Here is a 20,198-nt window from a genome sequence, read left to right on the forward strand (position 1 = left end):
TTTCTTCATTAATTATGAACCGTTTCTTTTTCATTTAATCCAAGGGTACGACCTGTAGAAGTGTGAAGGTCTTGGAATAATCTTGGATTTTCTGTTAATGAAATGCCGTAAGAAGGAATCATTTCTTTTATTTTTCCTTCCCATTCTACCATTCGGCTTGGGAAACATTTTTCTAATACTTCAAGCATGACGTGAACGGCAGTAGAAGCACCCGGTGATGCACCTAGTAACGCCGCGATTGATCCATCAGCCGCACTAACAACTTCTGTACCGAATTGAAGTGTTCCTTTACCGCCAGCATCAGTATCTTTAATTACTTGTACACGCTGACCAGCAACTACAATATCCCAATCTTCACTTTTTGCGTTCGGAATGAATTCGCGTAATTCTTCCATACGTTTTTCGTGTGATAACATAACTTGCTGAATTAAGTATTTTGTTAATCCCATTTCTTTTACACCAGCAGCTAACATCGTTAAGACGTTATTCGGTTTTACAGAACCTATTAAATCAAGGTTTGAGCCAGTTTTTAAGAACTTAGGAGAGAACCCTGCGAACGGTCCGAATAGTAAAGCTTTTTTATTGTCTATATATCTCGTATCAAGGTGAGGTACAGACATAGGCGGAGCGCCAACTTTAGCTTTACCGTATACTTTTGCATGATGTTGCTCGACAACTTTCTGGTTTTTACATACCATAAATAGTCCACTTACAGGGAATCCACCGATATGTTTTGATTCAGGGATACCAGTCTTTTGTAGTAGAGGTAGACTACCGCCACCGCCGCCAATAAAGACGAATTTTGCAGTATGATGCTCAATTTTACCACTATTCATATCGTGTACTTTTACTTCCCACAAACCATTCTTCGTGCGTTTAATATTTTCGACACTATGTTTGTAGTTTAGCTCGACATTTTTCGTTTGTAAGTAATCAAACAACATACGTGTTAATGCACCGAAGTTAACATCTGTTCCAGAGTCAATCTTCGTTGCAGCCATCGGTTCGTTTGGTGTACGACCATCCATAATGAGTGGAAGCCATTTTTTTAATGTTTCAGGAGCATCGGAAAATTCCATACCTTGAAACAGTGGATTTTTTGAAAGCGCTTCAAAACGGTTTTTTAGAAACTCAACATTTTTTTCACCTTGTACTAAACTCATATGAGGTAGAGGCATAATAAAATCTTGTGGATTACGAATTAATTTGCTTTTTACAAGATATGCCCAAAATTGTCTTGAAAGCTGGAATTGCTCATTCACTTTTACAGCTTTACCAATATCTATAGATCCGTCAGATTTTTCGGAAGTATAGTTCAGTTCGCATAGCGCAGAATGCCCTGTACCTGCATTATTCCATTCATTAGAGCTTTCTTCCCCGGCACTAGCGAGTTTTTCAAAAACTTTAATTTCCCATTCTGGTGCTAATTCTTTTAGTAATGAGCCTAGCGTTGCACTCATAATTCCTGCACCAATTAAGATAACGTCTGTTTTTTGCTGCATGTTGCTCATGATAATCTCTCCATCCCCTATATTGGCAAAAAAGAGTAGGTGTTTTTTATATCTAAGCCGTAAATTGAAAACACCGCCTAGGCCCCACCTAGGTGTATACCTTTTTTGTCTCAATTATATAACCATCTCATACTCTATTATAATAATTAATAGACTAAAATATCTAGTGTTATCTGATAATTTTAAACTATTTAACGTTTTATTTGCCAAAATTCTTATTTAACAAGCACTTTTCAGTTTAAGAATAGAAAAAAATCACAGTTTGAAATTATCTCGAAAAAGCTTACGTATCCTTAAGTGACTAAATTGAGTACCTTTTTATGGAAGTATTCTTTCTGTAATGGTAAGATTATTCTGAAAAAAAGGAGGAGCTCTAATGCGTACAAAAGAGCAAATTTCAAACTTATTTCGAAACTTTTCAATAAAGGAATGTAAAGGGTCAAGTGATTTATATGAATATTTATCGATGAAAATTGCTGAAGATGAGGAAGTACTTACACTATCTTCCTACGCTCAAGTAGGCCAACCAGTTCCAAACTTATTATTAGGTGCAGCACATTATTTATTACTAGCAGGGAAAGAACATCCTTTAAAAACGTATTATAGTAGTTTAGTTGAAAATGCGAATACAAATTTAGATAAAGCTTTCGATCACTTTAAAGACTTTTGTAAAGAGTACCGAGAAGAAATTATTACTTTATTACAAACGAAACTTGTTCAAACGAATGAAGTAAGGCGATGTGCGTATTTATATCCAAGCTTCTGTTACATATTTAATAAAGTGAACAAACCGTTAGCGTTAATCGAAATTGGTACAAGTTCTGGATTACAACTGTTCTGGGATCAATATAGCTATTCGTACGGAACAGATGAAACATACGGAAATATAAATTCAAATGTACATTTAACTTCTGAAATAAGAGGGGGAAATGTACCCCAATTTCTAAAAGTAAGTCCACCTGTTGTTGAAAGAATTGGGCTTGATTTACATGTGAATGATTTACATAATGAGGAAGATTATTTATGGCTACGTGCACTAATTTGGCCAGAGCATAAAGAAAGACTTGAAATGTTTGACCAAGCAGCATCTTTAGTAAAAAAAGAATCTGTCGAGTTAATAGAAGGAGACGGTGTAGAGCTGCTGCCATCTATCATTGAACAAATAAGTGAAGATGCTGTAATCTGTATTTTCCATACACATGTCGCAAATCAAATTCCTGAACAAGTAAAACATAAGTTAGAAAAACAAATACAAGAAAGCGGTGCAAAACGTAATGTATTCCACCTTTATAACAACATGTGGGACCGGGACCTTCATATTGATTATTATATTAACGGAAACGAATATCGTGAAACGGTTGGGGAAACGGAAGGGCATGGGAGATGGTTTAGTTGGAAGATTGGAGATCGGACTTTATGCTAAAGAAAACCTAACAATTATGAGTTTTGTCACCAATATTCGTAATAAAAACAGTTGACAGAAGGAAATCCGTCAACTGTTTTTTCTTGTTATTAATCTTATTATGTATTCGATGTAAACATTAAACATTTTCCTGCTGCACGTTGCAAATAGCCTATGAGATAATCTTCTTCCTAAAAGAAGTTAAAGAAAGTGGCTTGTTAAAATATTCCTAGTGTCAAAAAAGAACCCACAGGTTATTCAGCTATATTACTAGTTCAAGAAATTATTACTTCAAACGGAAAAACCAAAGGAAAGTAAATGTTTAAAATGAATATATAATACATGCGAGAACGAGCACAATTTGATAGGGGGCTTCCAAATGCATATGGACGAACGAATGAATTGGCAGGTAACTAGTCAGGCTCTTCAGGTAATGAATAACGGAATTGCTATTATAAACCATGATGGAATCATCACATATAGTAACAAACTATTCTGTAGCATGTTACATAAAAAAGAATATGAAGTAATAGGTGAGCATATATCAACGATTATTCCTAATCGTAAAAAGTTAGTAGTGAATCAAAATGATAGTTTGTACAGGTATGAGTGTAGGAGTGGCAACCGAGTTTTAATTGTGAATGAATCTCATGTATATAAGAATAAGACAGAATATGGATCAATTGCCATTCTGGAAAGCAAGGGAAAAAGTATACAGTCTTTGGAAAGCATCATAAGTCGATATGAAAGTGCCTTAAATTTACTGTCTGAGTGCATTTTAGGTGTAAATGAACAAGGAATTGTCAATTTTTTAAGTGGTTCGTATGCACAATTTTTAGGGATTGATGATCCGAAGGAAGCGATTGGTAAGCATTGTACGGAGGTTGTTGAGAATACGAGGATGCATATTATCGTAAAGACGGGACAGATGGAAATTGGGCATATCCAGCGTATAAGTAATCGGAATATAATCGCAACGCGCATACCTATCATTAAGGAAGGTAAGATTATTGGAGCAATTGGTAAAATTATGTTTCATGATATACAGCAGTTTAAAGCTTTGGGAGATCAAATTAGTGAAATGGAATCGAAGTTATCTTACTATCAAACTGAATTACAGCGGCTACAAGAAGGGCGACTTTCCTTTCAAAGCATTATAGGAGAGAGTGCAAAAATGAAAGAAGTCAAAATGATGGCTTTGAAGGTTTCTAAAAGTCGGTCTACCGTTTTGATAAGAGGAGAGAGTGGTACAGGAAAAGAGCTATTTGCACATGCGGTACATCGTGCAAGTCCGCGTGCTAGTGACACATTTATTCGATTAAATTGTGCTGCGATTCCAAAGGATCTTTTGGAGGCTGAATTATTTGGATACGAAGACGGGGCTTTTACAGGAGCGAAAAAAGGTGGTAAGCCTGGGAAGATTGAGTTAGCGGATAAGGGAACGTTATTTTTAGATGAAATTGGTGATATGTCTTTGGACATGCAGGTGAAGTTGCTTCGTGTATTGCAAGAGAAAGAGATTGAAAGAATTGGAGGTACGAAAATTCAAAAGGTTGATGTTCGTTTCATTGCGGCGACACATAGAAATCTCCGTGAAATGGTGCAAAGAGGGGAGTTCAGAGAGGATTTATATTATAGGTTGAATGTGTTTGAAATCGATATTCCTCCATTACGAGATAGAAAAGAAGATATGATACATATAACGGAATTTTTAATTAAGAAATTGAATGGTGAGCTAGGTAGTAACGTTATTTCATTGGATGAGAGAGTTAGAGATATATTCATGGAGCATGATTGGCCAGGGAATATTAGGGAGCTAGAAAATGTGTTAGAACGAGCGATGAATGTTATAGAAGGAATGATTATTCAAGTGTATCACCTTCCTGCCTATTTACGGAAAAAAGATTTGGAAGAGGAGTTAAACCATGAAATATTTACGATGGACCAAGAGAAGCATGAGACGAGTTATTTACTTCAGGCGGAAGTGGAATCCGCTGAAAAACGTGCGATTACGAGAGCTTTGGAAAAAACAGCTGGAAATGTAAAAGAGGCAGCCGAGCTTTTAGGGATTCATCGGGCTAGCTTATATCGAAAAATAGAAAAATACGAAATGTCATGAAGGAAAGTAAAGGGCAAACAGGCCCTTTTTTTGTTTGTAATAATAACACTGTCTCTTTTTTGCGACATTTTCTTATAGATGCGACATGGTTGCTAATATTTGTAGCGCAAATGCGACATATGAGATTGGACAAGTAAGGGAGATTACGAAGGAATAAGGGAATAAGGAAGGAGTCGATTTTTGGCATGTTTCTTGCTATATAAATAAAAAGGCTTATAGCAGGAAGGGGATGGAATTCAATGTTGGAAAATCAAAGCTTACCGCATTTTATTATGCAAAGTATCGAAAAAACACCAAGTAAAGTGTATTTACAATTTGAAGAACAAAGGGTTACATATGAGGAGCTATATCATCGAATTACAAGAGCCATAGCGGGATTTTGTGAACTCGGTATTCAAAAAGGAGATAAGGTTTGTATTATGCTTCATAATACTCCTGAATATCTGGATGTATGGTTTGCTTTATCTTTTATGGGAGCAATCGCGGTGCCTCTGAATGTGCATTTAAAAGGAGAAGGTTTGCAGTATATTGTATCTCACTCTGATTGTAAGTTAATTATCGTTGATAAGGAATTTGTTCCTCAAATTGTCTCTTGTTTGTCATTTATACATAGGGACATCCAAATTGTTGCTTACGGAAAAAATGAAAGCGCGATCATTAAAGGCGATGGTAAAGAGCGGTTAGTAATGGAATTGAAAGATGTACTAAATACAAATAACCATCACCTTCCAACTGAATTTATTTCCGCCACTTCTATTGACAGTATCCTTTATACCTCAGGAACGACTGGATTACCTAAAGGAGTCATGTTAAGTCATGCTGCCTATGTAAATTCTGCGAAGTCATTTGCTAACTATATGGTTGGCGCAAGTTCAAAAGATGTCTTATTTACAGCGCTGCCGTTATTTCATATAAATGCCCAGGCTCATACAGTACTCGGAGCTATTTCTTCTAATGCGACGATCGCTCTTGGTAAACGGTTTAGTGCTTCTAGATTTTGGAGTGAAATTCGCAGTCATGGCGCAACCATTTTTAATTCTTTAGGATCTATGATTCCTATTCTCTGCAAACAGCCAGAAAAGGAAGACGATAATGACAATTTAGTAAGGGTGACGGCTTGTGCTGCTACTCCTAAGGAATTTTGGAAGCCTTTTGAGGAGAGATTTGGCGTTCGAATTGTGGAAGGCTACGGATTAACGGAAACAACGGGTTTTTGTGTAACGAATCCACTTCATGCCAATAAGCCACCTTCTATTGGAAAACCATATTCTTACGTAGAGACGAAGATTGTCAATGAGGATGGAAATGAAGCGCGGACGGGTGAGATTGGAGAGATTTTTATTCGTTCCTTACAGGGACAAGCATTCATGGAAGGTTATTATAAAATGCTTGATAAAACAGAGGAGGCGATGAAGGAGGGATGGTTCCATACAGGAGATCGCGGTTATCTAGATGAGGAAGGTTACTTATATTTTAGCGATCGAATCAAACAGTGTATCCGGAGGCGTGGAGAAAATATCTCCTCTTGGGAAATCGAAAAAGTTGTGAATAATCACCCGAAAGTACTTGAATCCGCGGCCATCGGTGTCCCGTCAGAAGTGGGAGAAGAGGATGTCAAATTATATGTGATTGTAAAGAAAGATGAAACGATGTCCCATGAAGAGATTATAGATTGGTGTCAAGAACGTATGGCTTACTTTATGGTACCTCGATATGTTCAGTTTAGTGAAACTTTCCCAAAAACTGCGACGGAACGGATTCAAAAATTCAAGCTGCAGGAGGAAGGCATCGGCAGCGCTTGGGATCGCGAACAGGTCGGTTATGTAATTAAAAGAACGAGTTGATGTGCTGATTCTACCTCATTATATATCGGAAAGAAGGGATTGAATTGGAAAATAAGCATGTTGTTACATGGTCCAAAGAAAATGGAATCGCAACGATTATCATTGATAATCCACCTGTGAATGTACTAAGCGATGCGGTGGTAGAGCAACTGACGGTAGTGGTCGATGAAATTGAACGGGATGATGAAGTAATTGTTGTACTTCTAACTGGTGCTGGAGAAAAGGCCTTTGTTGCAGGAGGAGACATTAAATCGTTTCCGGAATGGATTGGGAAAGGGAGTGAATATGCGGAGGGAAAATCATTGTGGCTCCAGAATCCGTTAAATAAAATAGAAAGATTGCCAAAGCCGGTAATCGCTGCTATTAACGGATTAGCGCTTGGGGGCGGGTGTGAATTAGCTTTATCGTGTGATTTACGGATTATAGAAGAACATGCCCAAATCGGGCTTCCGGAAGTGAAATTAGGTTTGTTTCCAGGTGCGGGAGGAACGCAACGTTTGCCTCGATTAATAGGAACTGCAAGTGCGAAGGAAATGATGTTTACTGGTGAAGCACTCACTGCTGAAGTAGCTTGGCGGGTTGGTTTGGTGAATCATGTTGTTCCGCGTGGCGAATCGCTGGATAAGGCGAAGGAACTAGCTGTGAAGATGGCTCGATTCTCTCTTCCTGCATTATCTTTGATGAAGCAATCTATCGATAAGGGGCTATCTTCTTCTCTTGAGGAAGGGTTAAAAATAGAAGCTGAAAATTTCGGACATGTGTTTCAAACGAGTGATGTAAGAGAGGGAGTGGAGGCCTTTATAGAAAAGAGGATACCAATCTTTCATCATAAATAAAAAGCTATAAATATACAAACAGAAAAGGATACAAAAATAAAAAATCCGTATTATTGAGGGGGATTGGGTTTATGGATTTATTGATTGTATTGTTAGCGCTTGGCTTGCTTATTTTTGTGGCTTACCGAGGTTTCTCAGTCATTTTATTCGCTCCGTTATGTGCGTTGCTCGCTGTGTTTTTAACAGAACCGGCGAATGTTTTACCATTCTTTTCTAATGTTTTTATGGCGAAGATGGTCGGATTCATAAAATTATATTTTCCTGTATTTTTGCTTGGAGCGATATTTGGTAAAGTGGTAGAAATCACTGGAATAGCAGAAAAAATCGCGAAAATTATTATCCGTTTTATCGGTGTGAAAAGAGCGATTCTTTCCATCGTATTAATGGGAGCGATTCTTACATACAGTGGTGTCAGCTTATTTGTCGCAGTATTTGCGATTTATCCATTTGCGGCGCAATTATTTCGTGAGGCGGATATTCCGAAACGTCTTATTCCAGCGACAATCGCATTCAGCGCATTTACGTTTTCGATGGATTCACTTCCTGGATCACCTCAAATCCAAAATGTTATTCCAACTACGTTCTTTAAAACAGATATTTATGCCGCTCCTACATTAGGAATTATCGGAGCACTATTTATCTTTATATGTGGCATGTTGTATTTGGAAAGATGTAGGAAGAAGGCTGCTGCTAAGGGCGAAGGGTACTTCGGAAAAGGCGATGCTACTTCTGAGATGGCTGCTACAACTAGCGCGCAATTGGTGCAAAATCCGATTGCTTCCAGCGATGTAATTCCAGCTAGTTACTGGATAGCATTTCTTCCGCTTGTACTGGTTGGAGTGATGAATAAAGTCTTTACAGAATTCATTCCTGTTTGGTATACAAAGGGATTTGATTTTGCATCCATAGGTTTGAAGGAGTACGGAACAATTGATATGGGACAAGTCGTGGGGATTTGGTCAGTGGAAATGGCACTTCTTATTGGAATATTATCTGCTATATTATTAAACTTCCAAGCGGTAAAAGAGCATTTTCAATCAATTACAAGCGTTGGTGTGAGTGGTTCAATCTTAGCAGCTATGAACACTGCAGCCGAGTATGGATTTGGTGCCGTTATAGCAGCTTTGCCTGGATTTGTCATGATTCAAAACTATTTAACGGGGACTTTCTCAAATCCTTTAATTAGTGGAGCAGTCATGACGAATATATTGTGCGGGCTGACGGGATCAGGCTCGGGTGGAATGAGTATTACATTAGGTTTGATGGCAGAAAAATATATTGAAGCGGCAGCAAACTTTGATATTCCGTTAGATGTGCTGCATCGTGTGATTGCAATGGCGGCAGGAGGTATGGATACTTTACCTCATAACGGAGCAGTTATAACTTTACTTGCAGTTACAGGATTAACGCACAGGGAAGCTTATAAAGAGATATTTGGTATTACGATAATTAAGACACTTGCCGTATTCTTCGTTGTTGGTGTGTATATGATGTTTTCTATTGTATAGTAGGGAGCTTGATATTCAGTTAAAAAGAACGTATCTATCAATTAATTATGAATAAAAGTAATCAAAAATAGCCATCATGTTATGTAACGATGGCTAAGAGAAAAAGGCAATACTACTAGTGGTCGAGAAGTAGTGTTGCCTTTTATTTAGTTAAATATATGTACTCAAAATCTCCCCAGGCAATCCATCAATCTCACAAACTTTCTCAGATGTAAAACCTATATTTGTTAAAATTTTGCGAGAAGGGATATTGTTTGGATCAATTATTGCTTTTAGTACGTTTACATCTGTCTGCTTCGCAATATTCATTAATTCATTTGCAATCCTGCTACCATATCTTTTCCCCCAATGCTCTGGCAAAATCATATAACCAATTTCAGCTTCTTTAATATTATCCTCGTTTACCGTAACATGTCCAAGACCAACATACTCATTTGAAATAGAATCATATACTTTATAAGAGCCGAATAGTTGATGTTTTTCATTGCGCTTTAACAGCCTTGTAAAATCATTTCGTGCTTCATCTAATGGAATAGCGCGTTCGGTAATTTGCACCATTACTTCTTCATTTGAAACGAGCTGGAAATATAAATTGAAGTCTGTTGGTTCAAATTTATTAAAATATAGTTTCTTCATAATAACTCCTCCAAACTAATTTTTAATGTTCTTCAGAAAAGTTTAATGACACGTAAATCATAATTTCAATTATAAAAGATTATTAAAGGTAATTATTAATTTTTGGTTAGTAACGTACATACAATGTGTAATTAAGTGCGTGCACTATGGAGTGAATGCAGAAAAAGGTGAATGAAGCATATGAATCCATTTGAGCAAATGATGTACGTTGGTGTCATTATGTCTATTGTACTATCCGTAATGATTTTAGGATCTTTATATTATAATCCCCGTCTTTCGTTAACTGAATATCCGAAAGATATTCAAAAGGTAGTTTTTCCAAAATCGATTTATGAAAAGAAGCAAACAATCTACTTTAATATTGCATATAATGCTATTCTTTTCGGTACGCCTGTCGTTTCTACATATATACTACATAAATATGAAAAATTATTATATATTGATGCCTATTTACATACTTTTGGTATTTTAATGATTTTCAATTTAGTAGATTTGTTTATAATTGATTGGCTAATCTTTTGCTGGATTACCCCGAGATTTGTTGTTATTCCTAGTACAGAAGGGATGAAGGGATATAAAGATTACAAGTTCCATTTAAGAGGGGCTATAGTAGGTACTCAATTTTTGGCAATTGTAAGTTTGTTTTTGGCAGGAATCGCGACAACTATGTAGTATAAAAAGTATTGTTTAATTTTGTTTTGATCCAAGAATTCTAGGGAACTTTAATCAAACGATTCATAGTCTATTTCTAGTTTTAATAATACCGCCTCATAAATATTAATATATATTATAAAGAGTGAAAATTCATTTTATAAAAAGGGGAAGTGTTATGAAGGAAACAAATGAATCTTCAGGAAACAATTTAAAAAAAGATGTAAAGTTTTCTATTATAATTCCTGCGCATAATGAAGAAAAGTACATTGGAAAATGTTTAGATTCAATTTCAAAGGCAGCGGAAGTATATAAAGATCGAACTGAAGTCATAGTGGTTTTAAATCGTTGTACAGATAAAACTGAGGAAATTGCAAAGTTGTATAACTGTATTACATTAAAAAATGACGATAAAAATTTATCTAAAATCCGAAATGCAGGAGCCGAAATAGCTAACGGAGAAATAATCATTACTATAGATGCTGATACCCAAATGACAGAGTCTTTCTTGTCTAACGTAGACAAATATTTAGCTTCAGGTAAATATATTGGCGGCGGGGTAACTGGTAAGTTTGAAAGAATATCTTTAGGAATATTTGTTTCCGCATTGTTAATAATAATTCCTTTATTTTTTAAGTATGGGGCTATATCTGTCGGGATTTTTTGGTGCTATAGAAAAGACTTTATGGCGATTAATGGATTTAATGAAAATATGCTTATGGCAGAAGATGCAGATTTTGCAAACAGGTTAAAAGAATGGGGAAAACAAAAAAATAAGAAATTCGGTACAATAAAAAATGGAATGATAACTTCGTGCAGAAGATTTGATACATATGGGGATTGGACTTTAGTTAAAAATCCAAAAATTATCTTAGCATATCTAAAAGGAAATGATAAAAAATATGCAGATAAAACCTATTATGATAATCAAGAAAGATAACTGTAGAAATTCTTAAACACATTATTAATAAATGAATTAGTGAAATAAAATAGACTAATAGAAATTAGTTTACTTTCAAATTATTTAAAATTGTTTTTTATGTATTATGAAGACGAATGCCCCTGAAATTTTGCATGAATGGTGGCTAGATATGTTCGAAATATATCGCTAGAAACAAAGAAGATGTAACAAATAGTTTTTCCTCTAAAAAGATCACGTCATTTTATATAAGATGACGTGATTTTTTATTTATAGAATAACATATAAATTTGATATTTTTGAAGAAAAAGGATATTTTGAACAACAATATATTAAGTAATATTAATGTATTGTTACAAAAGTTTTGATATTATGTGAAAGTACCTGATTTTATGGAAGCATTTGATATAATAGAAGTCAAAAAAATGTAATGGAGGATAATATGAAAAAAATAATTGGCGCAGCAACAGCAACAGTTTTTGGATTGGGGGCTTTTACCACATCTGCAACTGCAGAAACAATCGTAACAGCGGATATACTCAACGTACGTGAAAAGCCAACTACAGAATCAAAAGTTGTCAAAAAAGTAAAGGAAGGACAAAAGTTAAAAGTTATACATACGGAAGAAGGATGGTCAAAAATTGATTTAAATGGTAAAGAAGTATTTGTAAGTGCGGAGTTTACAAAAGATGTGTATCACGTAACAGCGAATTTGTTGAATGTCCGTTCTGATGCAAATACAGAATCAGAAATTCTTGGCAGACTGAAAAAAGATGATGTCATTGAATCAACGCATCAAGTAAAAGACGGATGGCTGCAATTTGAGTATAAAGGAAAAACAGCCTATGCGAATGTTTCTTTCTTATCAAGTACAGCACCAGTTGAAAAAAAGGCTGACGAGAAAACGAAGCAAGTAGCAAAAGTACAAAAAACGGTAAAAGCTAAGGAAGAAGCTAAAACACAGCAGGTAGCAAAAGTAAAGGCTAAAGAAGCAACAAAAGTGCAGGAAGAAGTGAAAGCACAGGAAGAAGCGAAAGTCCAAGAAGTAGTAAAGCCTAAAGAAGAAGCGAAAGTCCAAGAAGTAGTAAAGCCTAAAGAAGAAGTGAAAGTCCAAGAAGTAGTAAAGCCTAAGGAAGAAGCGAAAGTCCAAGAAATAGCAAAGCCTAATGAGGAAGCGAAAGTCCAAGAAGTAGTAAAACCTAAGGAAGAAGTGAAAGTCCAAGAAGTAGTAAAGCCTAAGGAAGAAGCGAAAGTCCAAGAAGTAGTAAAACCTAAGGAAGAAGCGAAAGTCCAAGAAGTAGCAAAGGCTAAAGAAGAAGCGAAAGTCCAAGAAGTAGCAAAGGCTAAAGAAGAAGAGAAAGCAAGAGAAGTAGCAAAGGCTAAAGAAGAAGAGAAAGCAAGAGAAATAGCAAAGGCTAAGGAAGAAGAGAAAGCAAGAGAAATAGCAAAGGCTAAGGAAGAAGAGAAAGCAAGAGAAATAGCAAAGGCTAAGGAAGAAGAGAAAGCAAGAGAAGAATCTAAAAATAACATACAGTCTGCTAAACGTGAATTAACGGTAGTAGCGACAGCATATACTGCTGATCCAAGTGAGAATGGTACATATGGTGGACGCGTTTTAACTGCTATGGGGCATGATTTAACGTCAAATCCGAATATGAGAATTATCGCAGTAGATCCGAAAGTAATTCCATTAGGATCTAAAGTATGGGTAGAAGGTTATGGAGAAGCTATAGCTGGTGATACTGGAAGCGCAATTAAAGGTAATCGCATTGATGTATTAATGGGTTCAAAAAGTAAAGCGATGAATTGGGGAAGACAAACTGTTAAAGTGAAAATTTTATAGTAACTATAATGATCCAAATAGAAGTCAGTTCTCTTTATTGAGGCTGGCTTTTATTTTTGATTTCGTGTAATTCATTGAAAAAAATTTCAATTTGGTCCAAGATTTAAAATGGATTTATTACTAAATCTATACCAAAACTAAAATGAGATATGAAACTTGTATCTTGTTTATAAATAGAGACTATACTAAAAGCGTGGGGAGATTAATGTTTATTTAAATGAGTTCATGGTATATAAACAAAGAAGAGCCTGATATGGCTCTCAAGCTCTTCCCTCAATAGCAAAGAGTAAGTCTTTTAATTACTCTTCTGCTACATAATAAACCAAAAATAAATGGATATGTAGAGCAAGAATTTCCGATATAATTATTTGAATATAATGTTTGGGAGCGATTTTGCAGAATTTTAATAAATGATTAAATTATAAATGTTGATTTAATGCATAATGCGAATGAAATTCTATTGATGGATATTTAATAAAAAGATATTAAAATAATAAAATATGAAATATTGCATATTTCGTATAGTGAATAATAATTTAAGTTAATCAATGTGTCGTGAGCTTTTAGCATATATTTAAGTGTGACATTTTGAGAAACTAGAAGTATTCCTTGACCGAAACGTTTATATAATTCTTTTGCGAGGGTTATTTTACCATTGGCAGAGATTTCCCTTAGGATGATTAAAGTTAATTTTTGTATAAGATTAGGGATGATATATTTCCTTTAACATATTTAAGTGTGTGGAAAATTCTAACAAATAAAGCGTAGAAAGTGTATAATTAATATGATGGAAATAAAAAGGTGGGGGGCAAGATGGAACATAAATTAAATAAGGTGCAGCCAATTTGGAAACGGACATGGTTTCGCTATCTAGGGGCATTTATAATTGTTCAATTACTATTTATTATTTGTGAGGTTACTGCATGGGCACCAAACTTTAAACCGAGTGGAGAATTTTTAAATAGAATTTTACATTCTCAATTTTTCACTGAATGGTTCACTCCATATGAAATCCCTCATTTTAATTTATTTACAGCTCTTTTTGCGATTACATTGTTACCATACGCACTAATAGGTGCAATAAAAGATTTCACAACAAAAAAATATAAATAATTAAAAAGAGGTACTATATGCTATTTCAAAATGAAAATGTATCGGTTAGATACGTAATAGAAGAGGATGCACCAATCATTTCAAAATGGTTAACAGACCCAGAAATCCTGAAGTATTATGAAGGGCGAGATAATCCGCAATCTGTAGAAATGGTACTTGATCGTTTTATATATAATCCAAATAGTCATGAAAAAAGATGTTTAATAGAGTTTGATAATATACCGATCGGTTATATTCAAATGTATCCAGTTGATTCTGAGTGGAAATCATTATATGGCTATGAAGAATTGCAAAATGTTTGGGGAATGGATCAATTTATCGGAGAGCCAATTTATTGGGGAAAAGGAATTGGAACAAAACTCGTTCAGGCCGCAATTACATATATTATGGAGAACGCGGGAGCAGAAGCAATCGCAATGGACCCGAAAGTAAATAATGAACGCGCGATAAAGTGTTATGAAAAATGTGGATTTAAAAAGGTGAAAATTTTAAAGGAACATGAACTACATGAGGGGAAGTTAGAAGATTGTTGGATGGTGGAATATAAACGTATAGAGGATAGGTGATAAAAATGAAGGCGCTACTTGTATTAGATATGCAGAAGGGGATTTTAGAGTGTAAAGATTTTTCTGTTGAAAAAGAGTTAATCGCAAATGTTTTAAAACAATTTAAAGCAGAGAATGAACCTATTATTTTCTTAAAACACCGAGATGATAATCCAGAAAGTACGTTGTATTTTGAATCAACTGGAAGTGCATTAGTAGAAGAATATATCGAGTTTGCGGATTATATAGCCGAGAAGACAACACCTAGTGCGTTTAAAGATACAGGTGTTGAAGAAATATTAATGAAACATAAAGTTGATCATGTTGTTATCGTTGGATTTAATACGGAATTTTGTTGTTTATTTACAAGTATCGCTGCTTTTGAAAAAGGCTATAAAGTTACGCTCATTGAAGATGCGACGGGAACGGCTAATGATGAAGAAGTATACGAAATGCCTGGATTAGATATAAAGGACTTCATCGGATCAATCTTGAATTGGTCCAACGTAATTGAAGTACTATATTATGATGAATATGTAGAGGCCTATACAAATAAAGGGAGCTGCGCGATATGAAAAAGGCATTACTAGTAATTGATGTGCAAGCAGGTATGTATACAGCAGGAATGCGAGTACATAATGGGGAAAAGTTTTTAGAAATATTGCAAGAGCTTATTGGGGAATGTCGTTCAAATGATGTTCCAGTTATTTATGTACAACATAACGGGCCGAAAGATCATCCTTTGGAAAAAGGTACAGATGGTTGGAAAGTGCATGCGGCGATTGCTCCGCAAGAAGGGGACAGTATCGTGGAAAAGACGACGCCAGATTCATTCCATAAGACAAACTTAAACGAAGTGTTACACGAAAAAGGGATTGAGCATATTATCATTTCAGGTATGCAAACAGAGTACTGTGTGGATACGACAACGCGCAGAGCGTTTAGTGAAGGATATAAAGTAACATTAATAAGTGATGCACATAGCACATTTGATACAGATGTATTACGAGCTGAAGATATTGTAAAGCATCATAATGTTATATTTGGATCATTTGCGGATGTTATTGCGTTAAAAGATTTGAAAATAGAAGCGTAAGTGGGAAAGCGGCTGTCTCTAAAAGAGTGGCCGCTTTTTTTATTTGAAATCAAGTTGTCGAAGTGAGTCGATTAGTATATTTTTATCAGTTGGTGTATATATGTTGTATTTATTATTCTTGGATTTCAAATGAAATTTCTTTAGCTGCTTCTAAAGCTATTTTTTTAGCCTCTGTTTTAAAATAGGATGCTGCTATAACGTATCCATATCGATGTCCCATTGATGTAGGTGGTTTTAGAAAAGTTCCTTTTTTAGGTTTTATATAAACTTTCTCTACACCAGGACATTTAGAACTACGATTTTTCCCTGTAACTCGAATTAGTTTTCCTTTAGATTTAACTGTTAGGTAATGAGCATACACATATTTATGATGTTTTTTATTTAGTGAAGGTTTATTTCCTAACATTAATCGAATAGTTTCTTGTACTAAGTTGATTCCATGCCCAATTTCAATTATGTCATTCATTGCTCCACCTGATATTCTGGGGTTTATCTCAATTAATTTCCAAACATCTTTTATTCTCCGGAGTTCTAGATGACAAGCTCCATTTTTCATATTAAAAGCCTGAATAACAGAATTTACTGCATTGAAAAGACTATTGTATAGTCTTTTGTCTACCTGTCCTAATAAAGAATAACCAGTAACGATAAAGCGTTCAAAAAGTGTGATTTCTTGTTCAATTACTGCTATAATATGGACTTTTCCATTTTGAACTAAAATTTCGACTAAGTACTGAGGTCCATCTATATATTCTTCAAGTAGAATTTCTTCATTAGGTAATTTCTTCAAAAGACTTTGTATAGATAAAATTAATTGATCGTTATCTTTTACTAATAATACATCTTTTGATCCTGTTGATTTAGGGGATTTCACAATAAGAGGGAAATTTATCTTATTAGTTTTTTTAAAAAAAGATGATAATGATTCTGTTGGTTTATAAATTAAATAGTTGAGTGAGATTGGTAAATCTTTAAGTACATTACGAGTTAATATTTTGTTTTCCATATGATGGATAGCATTAGTAGATACAATATTTGAGCAAAATTTTTCTGATAAACGTGCAGCCACATAAACATAAGGATCAATAAAACTAAAGATCCCTTTTATGTTTTTTCCTGATTTATTTAATTTTTCAATTGTTGTAATTATATTATCATAATCATTTATATCAGTGAAAATCATCTGATGTACATCAGGGAATATAGTGCGTTCATTAATAAATTTTGTTTTTTTAGTTAATAAAACAGTAAAGAAATTAAGTTTTTCAGCTGCTTTGATTGCTTCCCTACTTGATCCAGATTTATTTGTTTCAATGAAAACGATAGTATCCATTTTATGTCACCTTAACCTTTATCATTTATCATTTTATAAAACTTCAAATTTATTATTTCTATAGGTAGAGTATTAAAATGAGGTTAAGCTTGTTCCGGTTTTTTCGAAAAATGGTTGAATGAGGGAGAACATGAATATATATATAATGAATTGGATGTTTATTTTGAAAAAGACCTTTAGAAAGAAGGGAAGAAGAACTGACATGACTATAATTGGTATGCTTCATCATCGGAAAGATCCGAATGACGTAAAGAAAGCATATACTTACGCTGCTGTAGCTAAAGCTGAAGGTGTGGACTTTTTTTATTTTACTTTAGGGAAGGTAAATATAGAAACGGAGAAGATTTTAGGTAAAACTTATGAAAATGGTAATTGGGTTGAACAAGAATTTTCTTTTCCAGATGTTATTTATAATGCAAGTGTTCATATTAGTGATAAAAATCAGCAAATCTATGATTATCTACATGAAAAAGTTCCTTTTACAAGTCATTCAATTGGAAATAAATTAAGTGTATATAACAGAATAAATAGAGCAAAAAAATTTAAGCAATATATTATTCCTTTTTATGAATTAAATGATGTTAATAAGTTTTTTGACATGATTAATCGTTATGAAAAACTTATTATTAAACCCATTTCTGGACATCAAGGTAGTGGTATTGTTTTCATTGAAAAAAATGGGATGAATTATAGTATGAATGAGTCAGAACAAATTGCATCTATTAATAAAAAACAATTACGGAGCTTTATATCTGATAAGATTCAAGAGCAAGGATACATAGTTCAACAGTTTATTTCATGTCAAATGAAATCTGGTCATGTTTATGATTTTCGATTGCATGTTCAAAGAAATGGGGAAGGCAGGTGGGTTGTTACTTCTATATTCCCCAGAATAGGTCCATTAGGAAGTATTGTATCAAATATGGCTAAGGGTGGCTATAGTACTTATTTAGATGTTTTTTTAAAAGCGGAGTTTGATAACGATTGGTATAATATTAAAAGGTATTTAGAACGATTTGCAGTAACTTTTTCTAACCATTTTAATTCTTTATTTAAGGATGTATTATTTGATGAGTTAGGAATTGATGTAGGGATTGATAAAGATCAAAAATTGTGGTTATTTGAGGTGAATTGGAGACCGGGGGTACCTAATATATTTAATCTTGAATTAGATGTAGCTAGAAATTTAATTCACTATGCTAGATATTTGGCTGATAAATCTAAATAAGAAAAGGAAAGTAGAAAAATAAAATGGAACTTAGCAACCTTTATATACCAATGTTTCTACTAATCTCTCTTTCTATATCTTCTATAAGATTATTCTCTATGCATCCCAAAATTCGGCGGATGCTGGACTGTCGTCAAGTCGACGTACCTCATACGAGTAAAATACCGGAATCTGATAATACATCCTTCATTGTGGACGGGGGCACATATTTATAAAAAAATACGCTTGTCCAATCCATTATCATTCTCCAGTCATTTAATATTACAAGGGGGGAGAACATGGAAAACAATGAAGAAATCACGTTTCGATTTGTAAAAAAAGATGGAGAAGAAATTAATTTGGGAAATCTTGCTGATAAACGAAAAATTGTCATTGTCATAAATAATCAGATTACATTTGCACCGAATACAACACAAATTGCCAGTGGGGCTGGACAAAACAGTGCGGCAGGAAGTAATGCAGCAATTGATTCATCGAATACCAGACAGCAACAAACAGTGGGCGCTGGAGGCAAAGCCATAAATAAGGGTATTAGTGGAGACCAGATTGAACCGCATAAAATGAAAAAAGAAACTTCGGATGGAGAGGAAGAACTTGTAATTATCATCAATAATCAAATTAATAAAACCCGTAAGGAACAGGCTAGTGCTACTCAAGTAGCAAGTGGTGGTGGAGATGACAGTGCAGCAGGAACCAACGCTGCTATCGAAAGTTCTAATACTAAACAGCAACATGCAGTGGGAGGCGGAACGGATAGTTCGGCAGAAAATGCAGGTGAAGAAGGCGACCAAATAGAAAAATGTGATTAAAGAAAAGGGCAGAATCTGTATCCGAAGATCCAGATTCTGCCCTTTTCTTTAATTGGTTATTACAGTTAAGATCGTTTACTCTTGATAAACACTTTTTACTTTTTTTGACGGGGTAGCACAACATGCTCATCAACTTAAGCGTTTTATTATACCCCAAAACAAAAAATGTACATTTTCTCTTGGAGATGTCAATTTATTCGTTTTGGGGTATTTGCTTTTTTTAGCTTAATGGCGATGGAGTTCCTTTATCAAAACATTACTTCTTCTTATCTTTATCCAATATATTCTGTTCTTCAGCAAATTCAGTACCATATGCAAAGCGGCGATTAATATGAATGTTATCATTGTTGTGCCGTGTGTGCGAGTTAGAAAAGCGATGAACAATTACTTCAGATAATGTAAAGACAGTAGCGGAAAGGAAACTGCCCCATGCAATTTGCATGTAATTGTCTAATAAAATATTACCGAAAATCCATACGCTTAAATAAGTTAGTAAGAAATCCGACATAATGGCACCAGTATTGCCTATTCGGTTTAATATAATTTTATCAACGAACATATAGGATACGATTGTAACAAAAAGACTGAATGAAATAATTTGGACGAACGTTGCAGGGAAAAATAAAGCGAGTCCAATACTAAATGCGATAATGCACGATATAAATTTGATAAGTACTACAGTAAAACCATTCAATATTTACACCTCCGATTTATACATAGTTTTACAATAAATTTAGGAGTTCATACATTGTAACGAATATATTTACATAAAACTTTTTCATGTTCGATATCTGTCTAAATATTA

General features: G+C 34.5%; 18 protein-coding genes and 1 pseudogene. 14 read left to right on the plus strand and 5 right to left on the minus strand.

Annotated elements, in window-relative coordinates:
• Positions 1-8 precede the first annotated feature (8 nt).
• Positions 9-1,511, minus strand: coding sequence for a malate:quinone oxidoreductase (locus QEP67_RS13015; protein ID WP_016087405.1), 1,503 nt, complete (start codon positions 1,509-1,511; stop codon positions 9-11).
• Positions 1,512-1,887: 376 nt separating this feature from the next.
• On the opposite strand from QEP67_RS13015, the gene QEP67_RS13020 reads away from it, so the two are divergent.
• From QEP67_RS13020 to QEP67_RS13040, 5 genes are all read left to right on the plus strand, one after another.
• On the plus strand, positions 1,888-2,934 hold the full coding sequence (locus QEP67_RS13020; protein ID WP_353706612.1) for a DUF2332 domain-containing protein: 1,047 nt from the start codon (positions 1,888-1,890) through the stop codon (positions 2,932-2,934).
• 358 nt (positions 2,935-3,292) lie between these two features.
• Complete coding sequence (locus QEP67_RS13025) at positions 3,293-5,032, plus strand: sigma 54-interacting transcriptional regulator (RefSeq protein WP_064471197.1); 1,740 nt, start codon at positions 3,293-3,295, stop codon at positions 5,030-5,032.
• A gap of 239 nt (positions 5,033-5,271) precedes the next feature.
• On the plus strand, positions 5,272-6,876 hold the full coding sequence (locus QEP67_RS13030) for an ATP-dependent acyl-CoA ligase (RefSeq protein WP_098486699.1): 1,605 nt from the start codon (positions 5,272-5,274) through the stop codon (positions 6,874-6,876).
• Positions 6,877-6,920: 44 nt separating this feature from the next.
• A complete protein-coding gene (locus tag QEP67_RS13035) occupies positions 6,921-7,712 on the plus strand; it encodes an enoyl-CoA hydratase (protein ID WP_000428211.1) in 792 nt (263 codons plus the stop codon).
• 71 nt (positions 7,713-7,783) lie between these two features.
• Positions 7,784-9,220: a GntP family permease gene (locus tag QEP67_RS13040; RefSeq protein ID WP_000364899.1), complete on the plus strand. Its 1,437-nt coding sequence runs from the start codon at positions 7,784-7,786 to the stop codon at positions 9,218-9,220.
• Between the two features lie 150 nt (positions 9,221-9,370).
• Here the strand turns inward: QEP67_RS13040 and QEP67_RS13045 are convergent, their stop codons facing one another.
• Positions 9,371-9,856: a GNAT family N-acetyltransferase gene (locus QEP67_RS13045; protein ID WP_000737811.1), complete on the minus strand. Its 486-nt coding sequence runs from the start codon at positions 9,854-9,856 to the stop codon at positions 9,371-9,373.
• 180 nt (positions 9,857-10,036) lie between these two features.
• Between QEP67_RS13045 and QEP67_RS13050 the strand changes: the two genes are divergently transcribed.
• The 3 genes from QEP67_RS13050 (at position 10,037) to entB (ending at position 13,269) form a co-directional block, all read left to right on the plus strand.
• Positions 10,037-10,528 carry a hypothetical protein gene (locus tag QEP67_RS13050; RefSeq protein ID WP_001067770.1) on the plus strand — a complete coding sequence of 164 codons (492 nt, stop codon included), beginning with the start codon at positions 10,037-10,039 and terminating at the stop codon, positions 10,526-10,528.
• Between the two features lie 157 nt (positions 10,529-10,685).
• A complete protein-coding gene (locus QEP67_RS13055) occupies positions 10,686-11,447 on the plus strand; it encodes a glycosyltransferase (RefSeq protein ID WP_000665385.1) in 762 nt (253 codons plus the stop codon).
• 421 nt (positions 11,448-11,868) lie between these two features.
• Positions 11,869-13,269 (plus strand): cell wall-binding protein EntB, encoded by a 1,401-nt coding sequence (gene entB / locus QEP67_RS13060; RefSeq protein WP_353706613.1) that lies wholly within the window; start codon positions 11,869-11,871, stop codon positions 13,267-13,269.
• Between the two features lie 513 nt (positions 13,270-13,782).
• On the opposite strand, the pseudogene QEP67_RS13065 reads toward entB, so the two are convergent.
• Positions 13,783-13,983 (minus strand): annotated as a pseudogene (locus tag QEP67_RS13065) (hypothetical protein); the annotation flags it as partial.
• 99 nt (positions 13,984-14,082) lie between these two features.
• On the opposite strand from QEP67_RS13065, the gene QEP67_RS13070 reads away from it, so the two are divergent.
• The 4 genes from QEP67_RS13070 to QEP67_RS13085 are packed head-to-tail and all read left to right on the plus strand — an operon-like array spanning position 14,083 to position 16,023.
• Positions 14,083-14,382: a YfzA family protein gene (locus QEP67_RS13070; protein ID WP_002108129.1), complete on the plus strand. Its 300-nt coding sequence runs from the start codon at positions 14,083-14,085 to the stop codon at positions 14,380-14,382.
• A gap of 17 nt (positions 14,383-14,399) precedes the next feature.
• A complete protein-coding gene (locus QEP67_RS13075) occupies positions 14,400-14,948 on the plus strand; it encodes a GNAT family N-acetyltransferase (protein WP_000898822.1) in 549 nt (182 codons plus the stop codon).
• A 5-nt stretch (positions 14,949-14,953) separates the two neighbouring features.
• Positions 14,954-15,502, plus strand: coding sequence for an isochorismatase family protein (locus QEP67_RS13080; protein ID WP_000645815.1), 549 nt, complete (start codon positions 14,954-14,956; stop codon positions 15,500-15,502).
• On the plus strand, positions 15,499-16,023 hold the full coding sequence (locus QEP67_RS13085; protein ID WP_000709770.1) for a cysteine hydrolase family protein: 525 nt from the start codon (positions 15,499-15,501) through the stop codon (positions 16,021-16,023). The genes QEP67_RS13080 and QEP67_RS13085 overlap by 4 nt, the downstream gene beginning before the upstream one ends.
• A 112-nt stretch (positions 16,024-16,135) precedes the next feature.
• On the opposite strand, the gene QEP67_RS13090 is transcribed toward QEP67_RS13085, so the two are convergent.
• On the minus strand, positions 16,136-17,356 hold the full coding sequence (locus QEP67_RS13090) for an ATP-grasp domain-containing protein (protein ID WP_000379779.1): 1,221 nt from the start codon (positions 17,354-17,356) through the stop codon (positions 16,136-16,138).
• 130 nt (positions 17,357-17,486) lie between these two features.
• Between QEP67_RS13090 and QEP67_RS13095 the strand changes: the two genes are divergently transcribed.
• Together QEP67_RS13095 and QEP67_RS13100 are read left to right on the plus strand one after the other, a co-directional pair.
• Positions 17,487-18,584: a YheC/YheD family protein gene (locus QEP67_RS13095; protein ID WP_001028917.1), complete on the plus strand. Its 1,098-nt coding sequence runs from the start codon at positions 17,487-17,489 to the stop codon at positions 18,582-18,584.
• 278 nt (positions 18,585-18,862) lie between these two features.
• Positions 18,863-19,393 (plus strand): hypothetical protein, encoded by a 531-nt coding sequence (locus QEP67_RS13100; protein ID WP_000429648.1) that lies wholly within the window; start codon positions 18,863-18,865, stop codon positions 19,391-19,393.
• Between the two features lie 256 nt (positions 19,394-19,649).
• On the opposite strand, the gene QEP67_RS13105 is transcribed toward QEP67_RS13100, so the two are convergent.
• The gene (locus QEP67_RS13105; protein ID WP_001013095.1) at positions 19,650-20,087 is read right to left on the minus strand and encodes a YndM family protein; all 438 of its coding nucleotides are present in this window, start codon (positions 20,085-20,087) and stop codon (positions 19,650-19,652) included.
• Positions 20,088-20,198: the final 111 nt, after the last annotated feature.

The sequence above is a fragment of the Bacillus cereus group sp. MS39 genome, from assembly GCF_040448665.1.
GTDB classification, from domain to species: domain Bacteria; phylum Bacillota; class Bacilli; order Bacillales; family Bacillaceae_G; genus Bacillus_A; species Bacillus_A wiedmannii.

What these genes read in the sequence shown, in the direction of transcription:
- QEP67_RS13025 (WP_064471197.1), top strand. Translation starts at nt 3,293, where the DNA reads ATGCATATGGACGAACGAATGAATTGGCAGGTAACTAGTCAGGCTCTT.
- QEP67_RS13100 (WP_000429648.1), top strand. Translation starts at nt 18,863, where the DNA reads ATGGAAAACAATGAAGAAATCACGTTTCGATTTGTAAAAAAAGATGGA.
- entB (WP_353706613.1), top strand. Translation starts at nt 11,869, where the DNA reads ATGAAAAAAATAATTGGCGCAGCAACAGCAACAGTTTTTGGATTGGGG.
- QEP67_RS13085 (WP_000709770.1), top strand. Translation starts at nt 15,499, where the DNA reads ATGAAAAAGGCATTACTAGTAATTGATGTGCAAGCAGGTATGTATACA.
- QEP67_RS13075 (WP_000898822.1), top strand. Translation starts at nt 14,400, where the DNA reads ATGCTATTTCAAAATGAAAATGTATCGGTTAGATACGTAATAGAAGAG.
- QEP67_RS13090 (WP_000379779.1), bottom strand. Translation starts at nt 17,356, where the DNA reads ATGGATACTATCGTTTTCATTGAAACAAATAAATCTGGATCAAGTAGG.
- QEP67_RS13015 (WP_016087405.1), bottom strand. Translation starts at nt 1,511, where the DNA reads ATGAGCAACATGCAGCAAAAAACAGACGTTATCTTAATTGGTGCAGGA.
- QEP67_RS13080 (WP_000645815.1), top strand. Translation starts at nt 14,954, where the DNA reads ATGAAGGCGCTACTTGTATTAGATATGCAGAAGGGGATTTTAGAGTGT.
- QEP67_RS13030 (WP_098486699.1), top strand. Translation starts at nt 5,272, where the DNA reads ATGTTGGAAAATCAAAGCTTACCGCATTTTATTATGCAAAGTATCGAA.
- QEP67_RS13070 (WP_002108129.1), top strand. Translation starts at nt 14,083, where the DNA reads ATGGAACATAAATTAAATAAGGTGCAGCCAATTTGGAAACGGACATGG.
- QEP67_RS13095 (WP_001028917.1), top strand. Translation starts at nt 17,487, where the DNA reads ATGAATATATATATAATGAATTGGATGTTTATTTTGAAAAAGACCTTT.
- QEP67_RS13045 (WP_000737811.1), bottom strand. Translation starts at nt 9,856, where the DNA reads ATGAAGAAACTATATTTTAATAAATTTGAACCAACAGACTTCAATTTA.
- QEP67_RS13055 (WP_000665385.1), top strand. Translation starts at nt 10,686, where the DNA reads ATGAAGGAAACAAATGAATCTTCAGGAAACAATTTAAAAAAAGATGTA.
- QEP67_RS13050 (WP_001067770.1), top strand. Translation starts at nt 10,037, where the DNA reads ATGAATCCATTTGAGCAAATGATGTACGTTGGTGTCATTATGTCTATT.
- QEP67_RS13020 (WP_353706612.1), top strand. Translation starts at nt 1,888, where the DNA reads ATGCGTACAAAAGAGCAAATTTCAAACTTATTTCGAAACTTTTCAATA.
- QEP67_RS13040 (WP_000364899.1), top strand. Translation starts at nt 7,784, where the DNA reads ATGGATTTATTGATTGTATTGTTAGCGCTTGGCTTGCTTATTTTTGTG.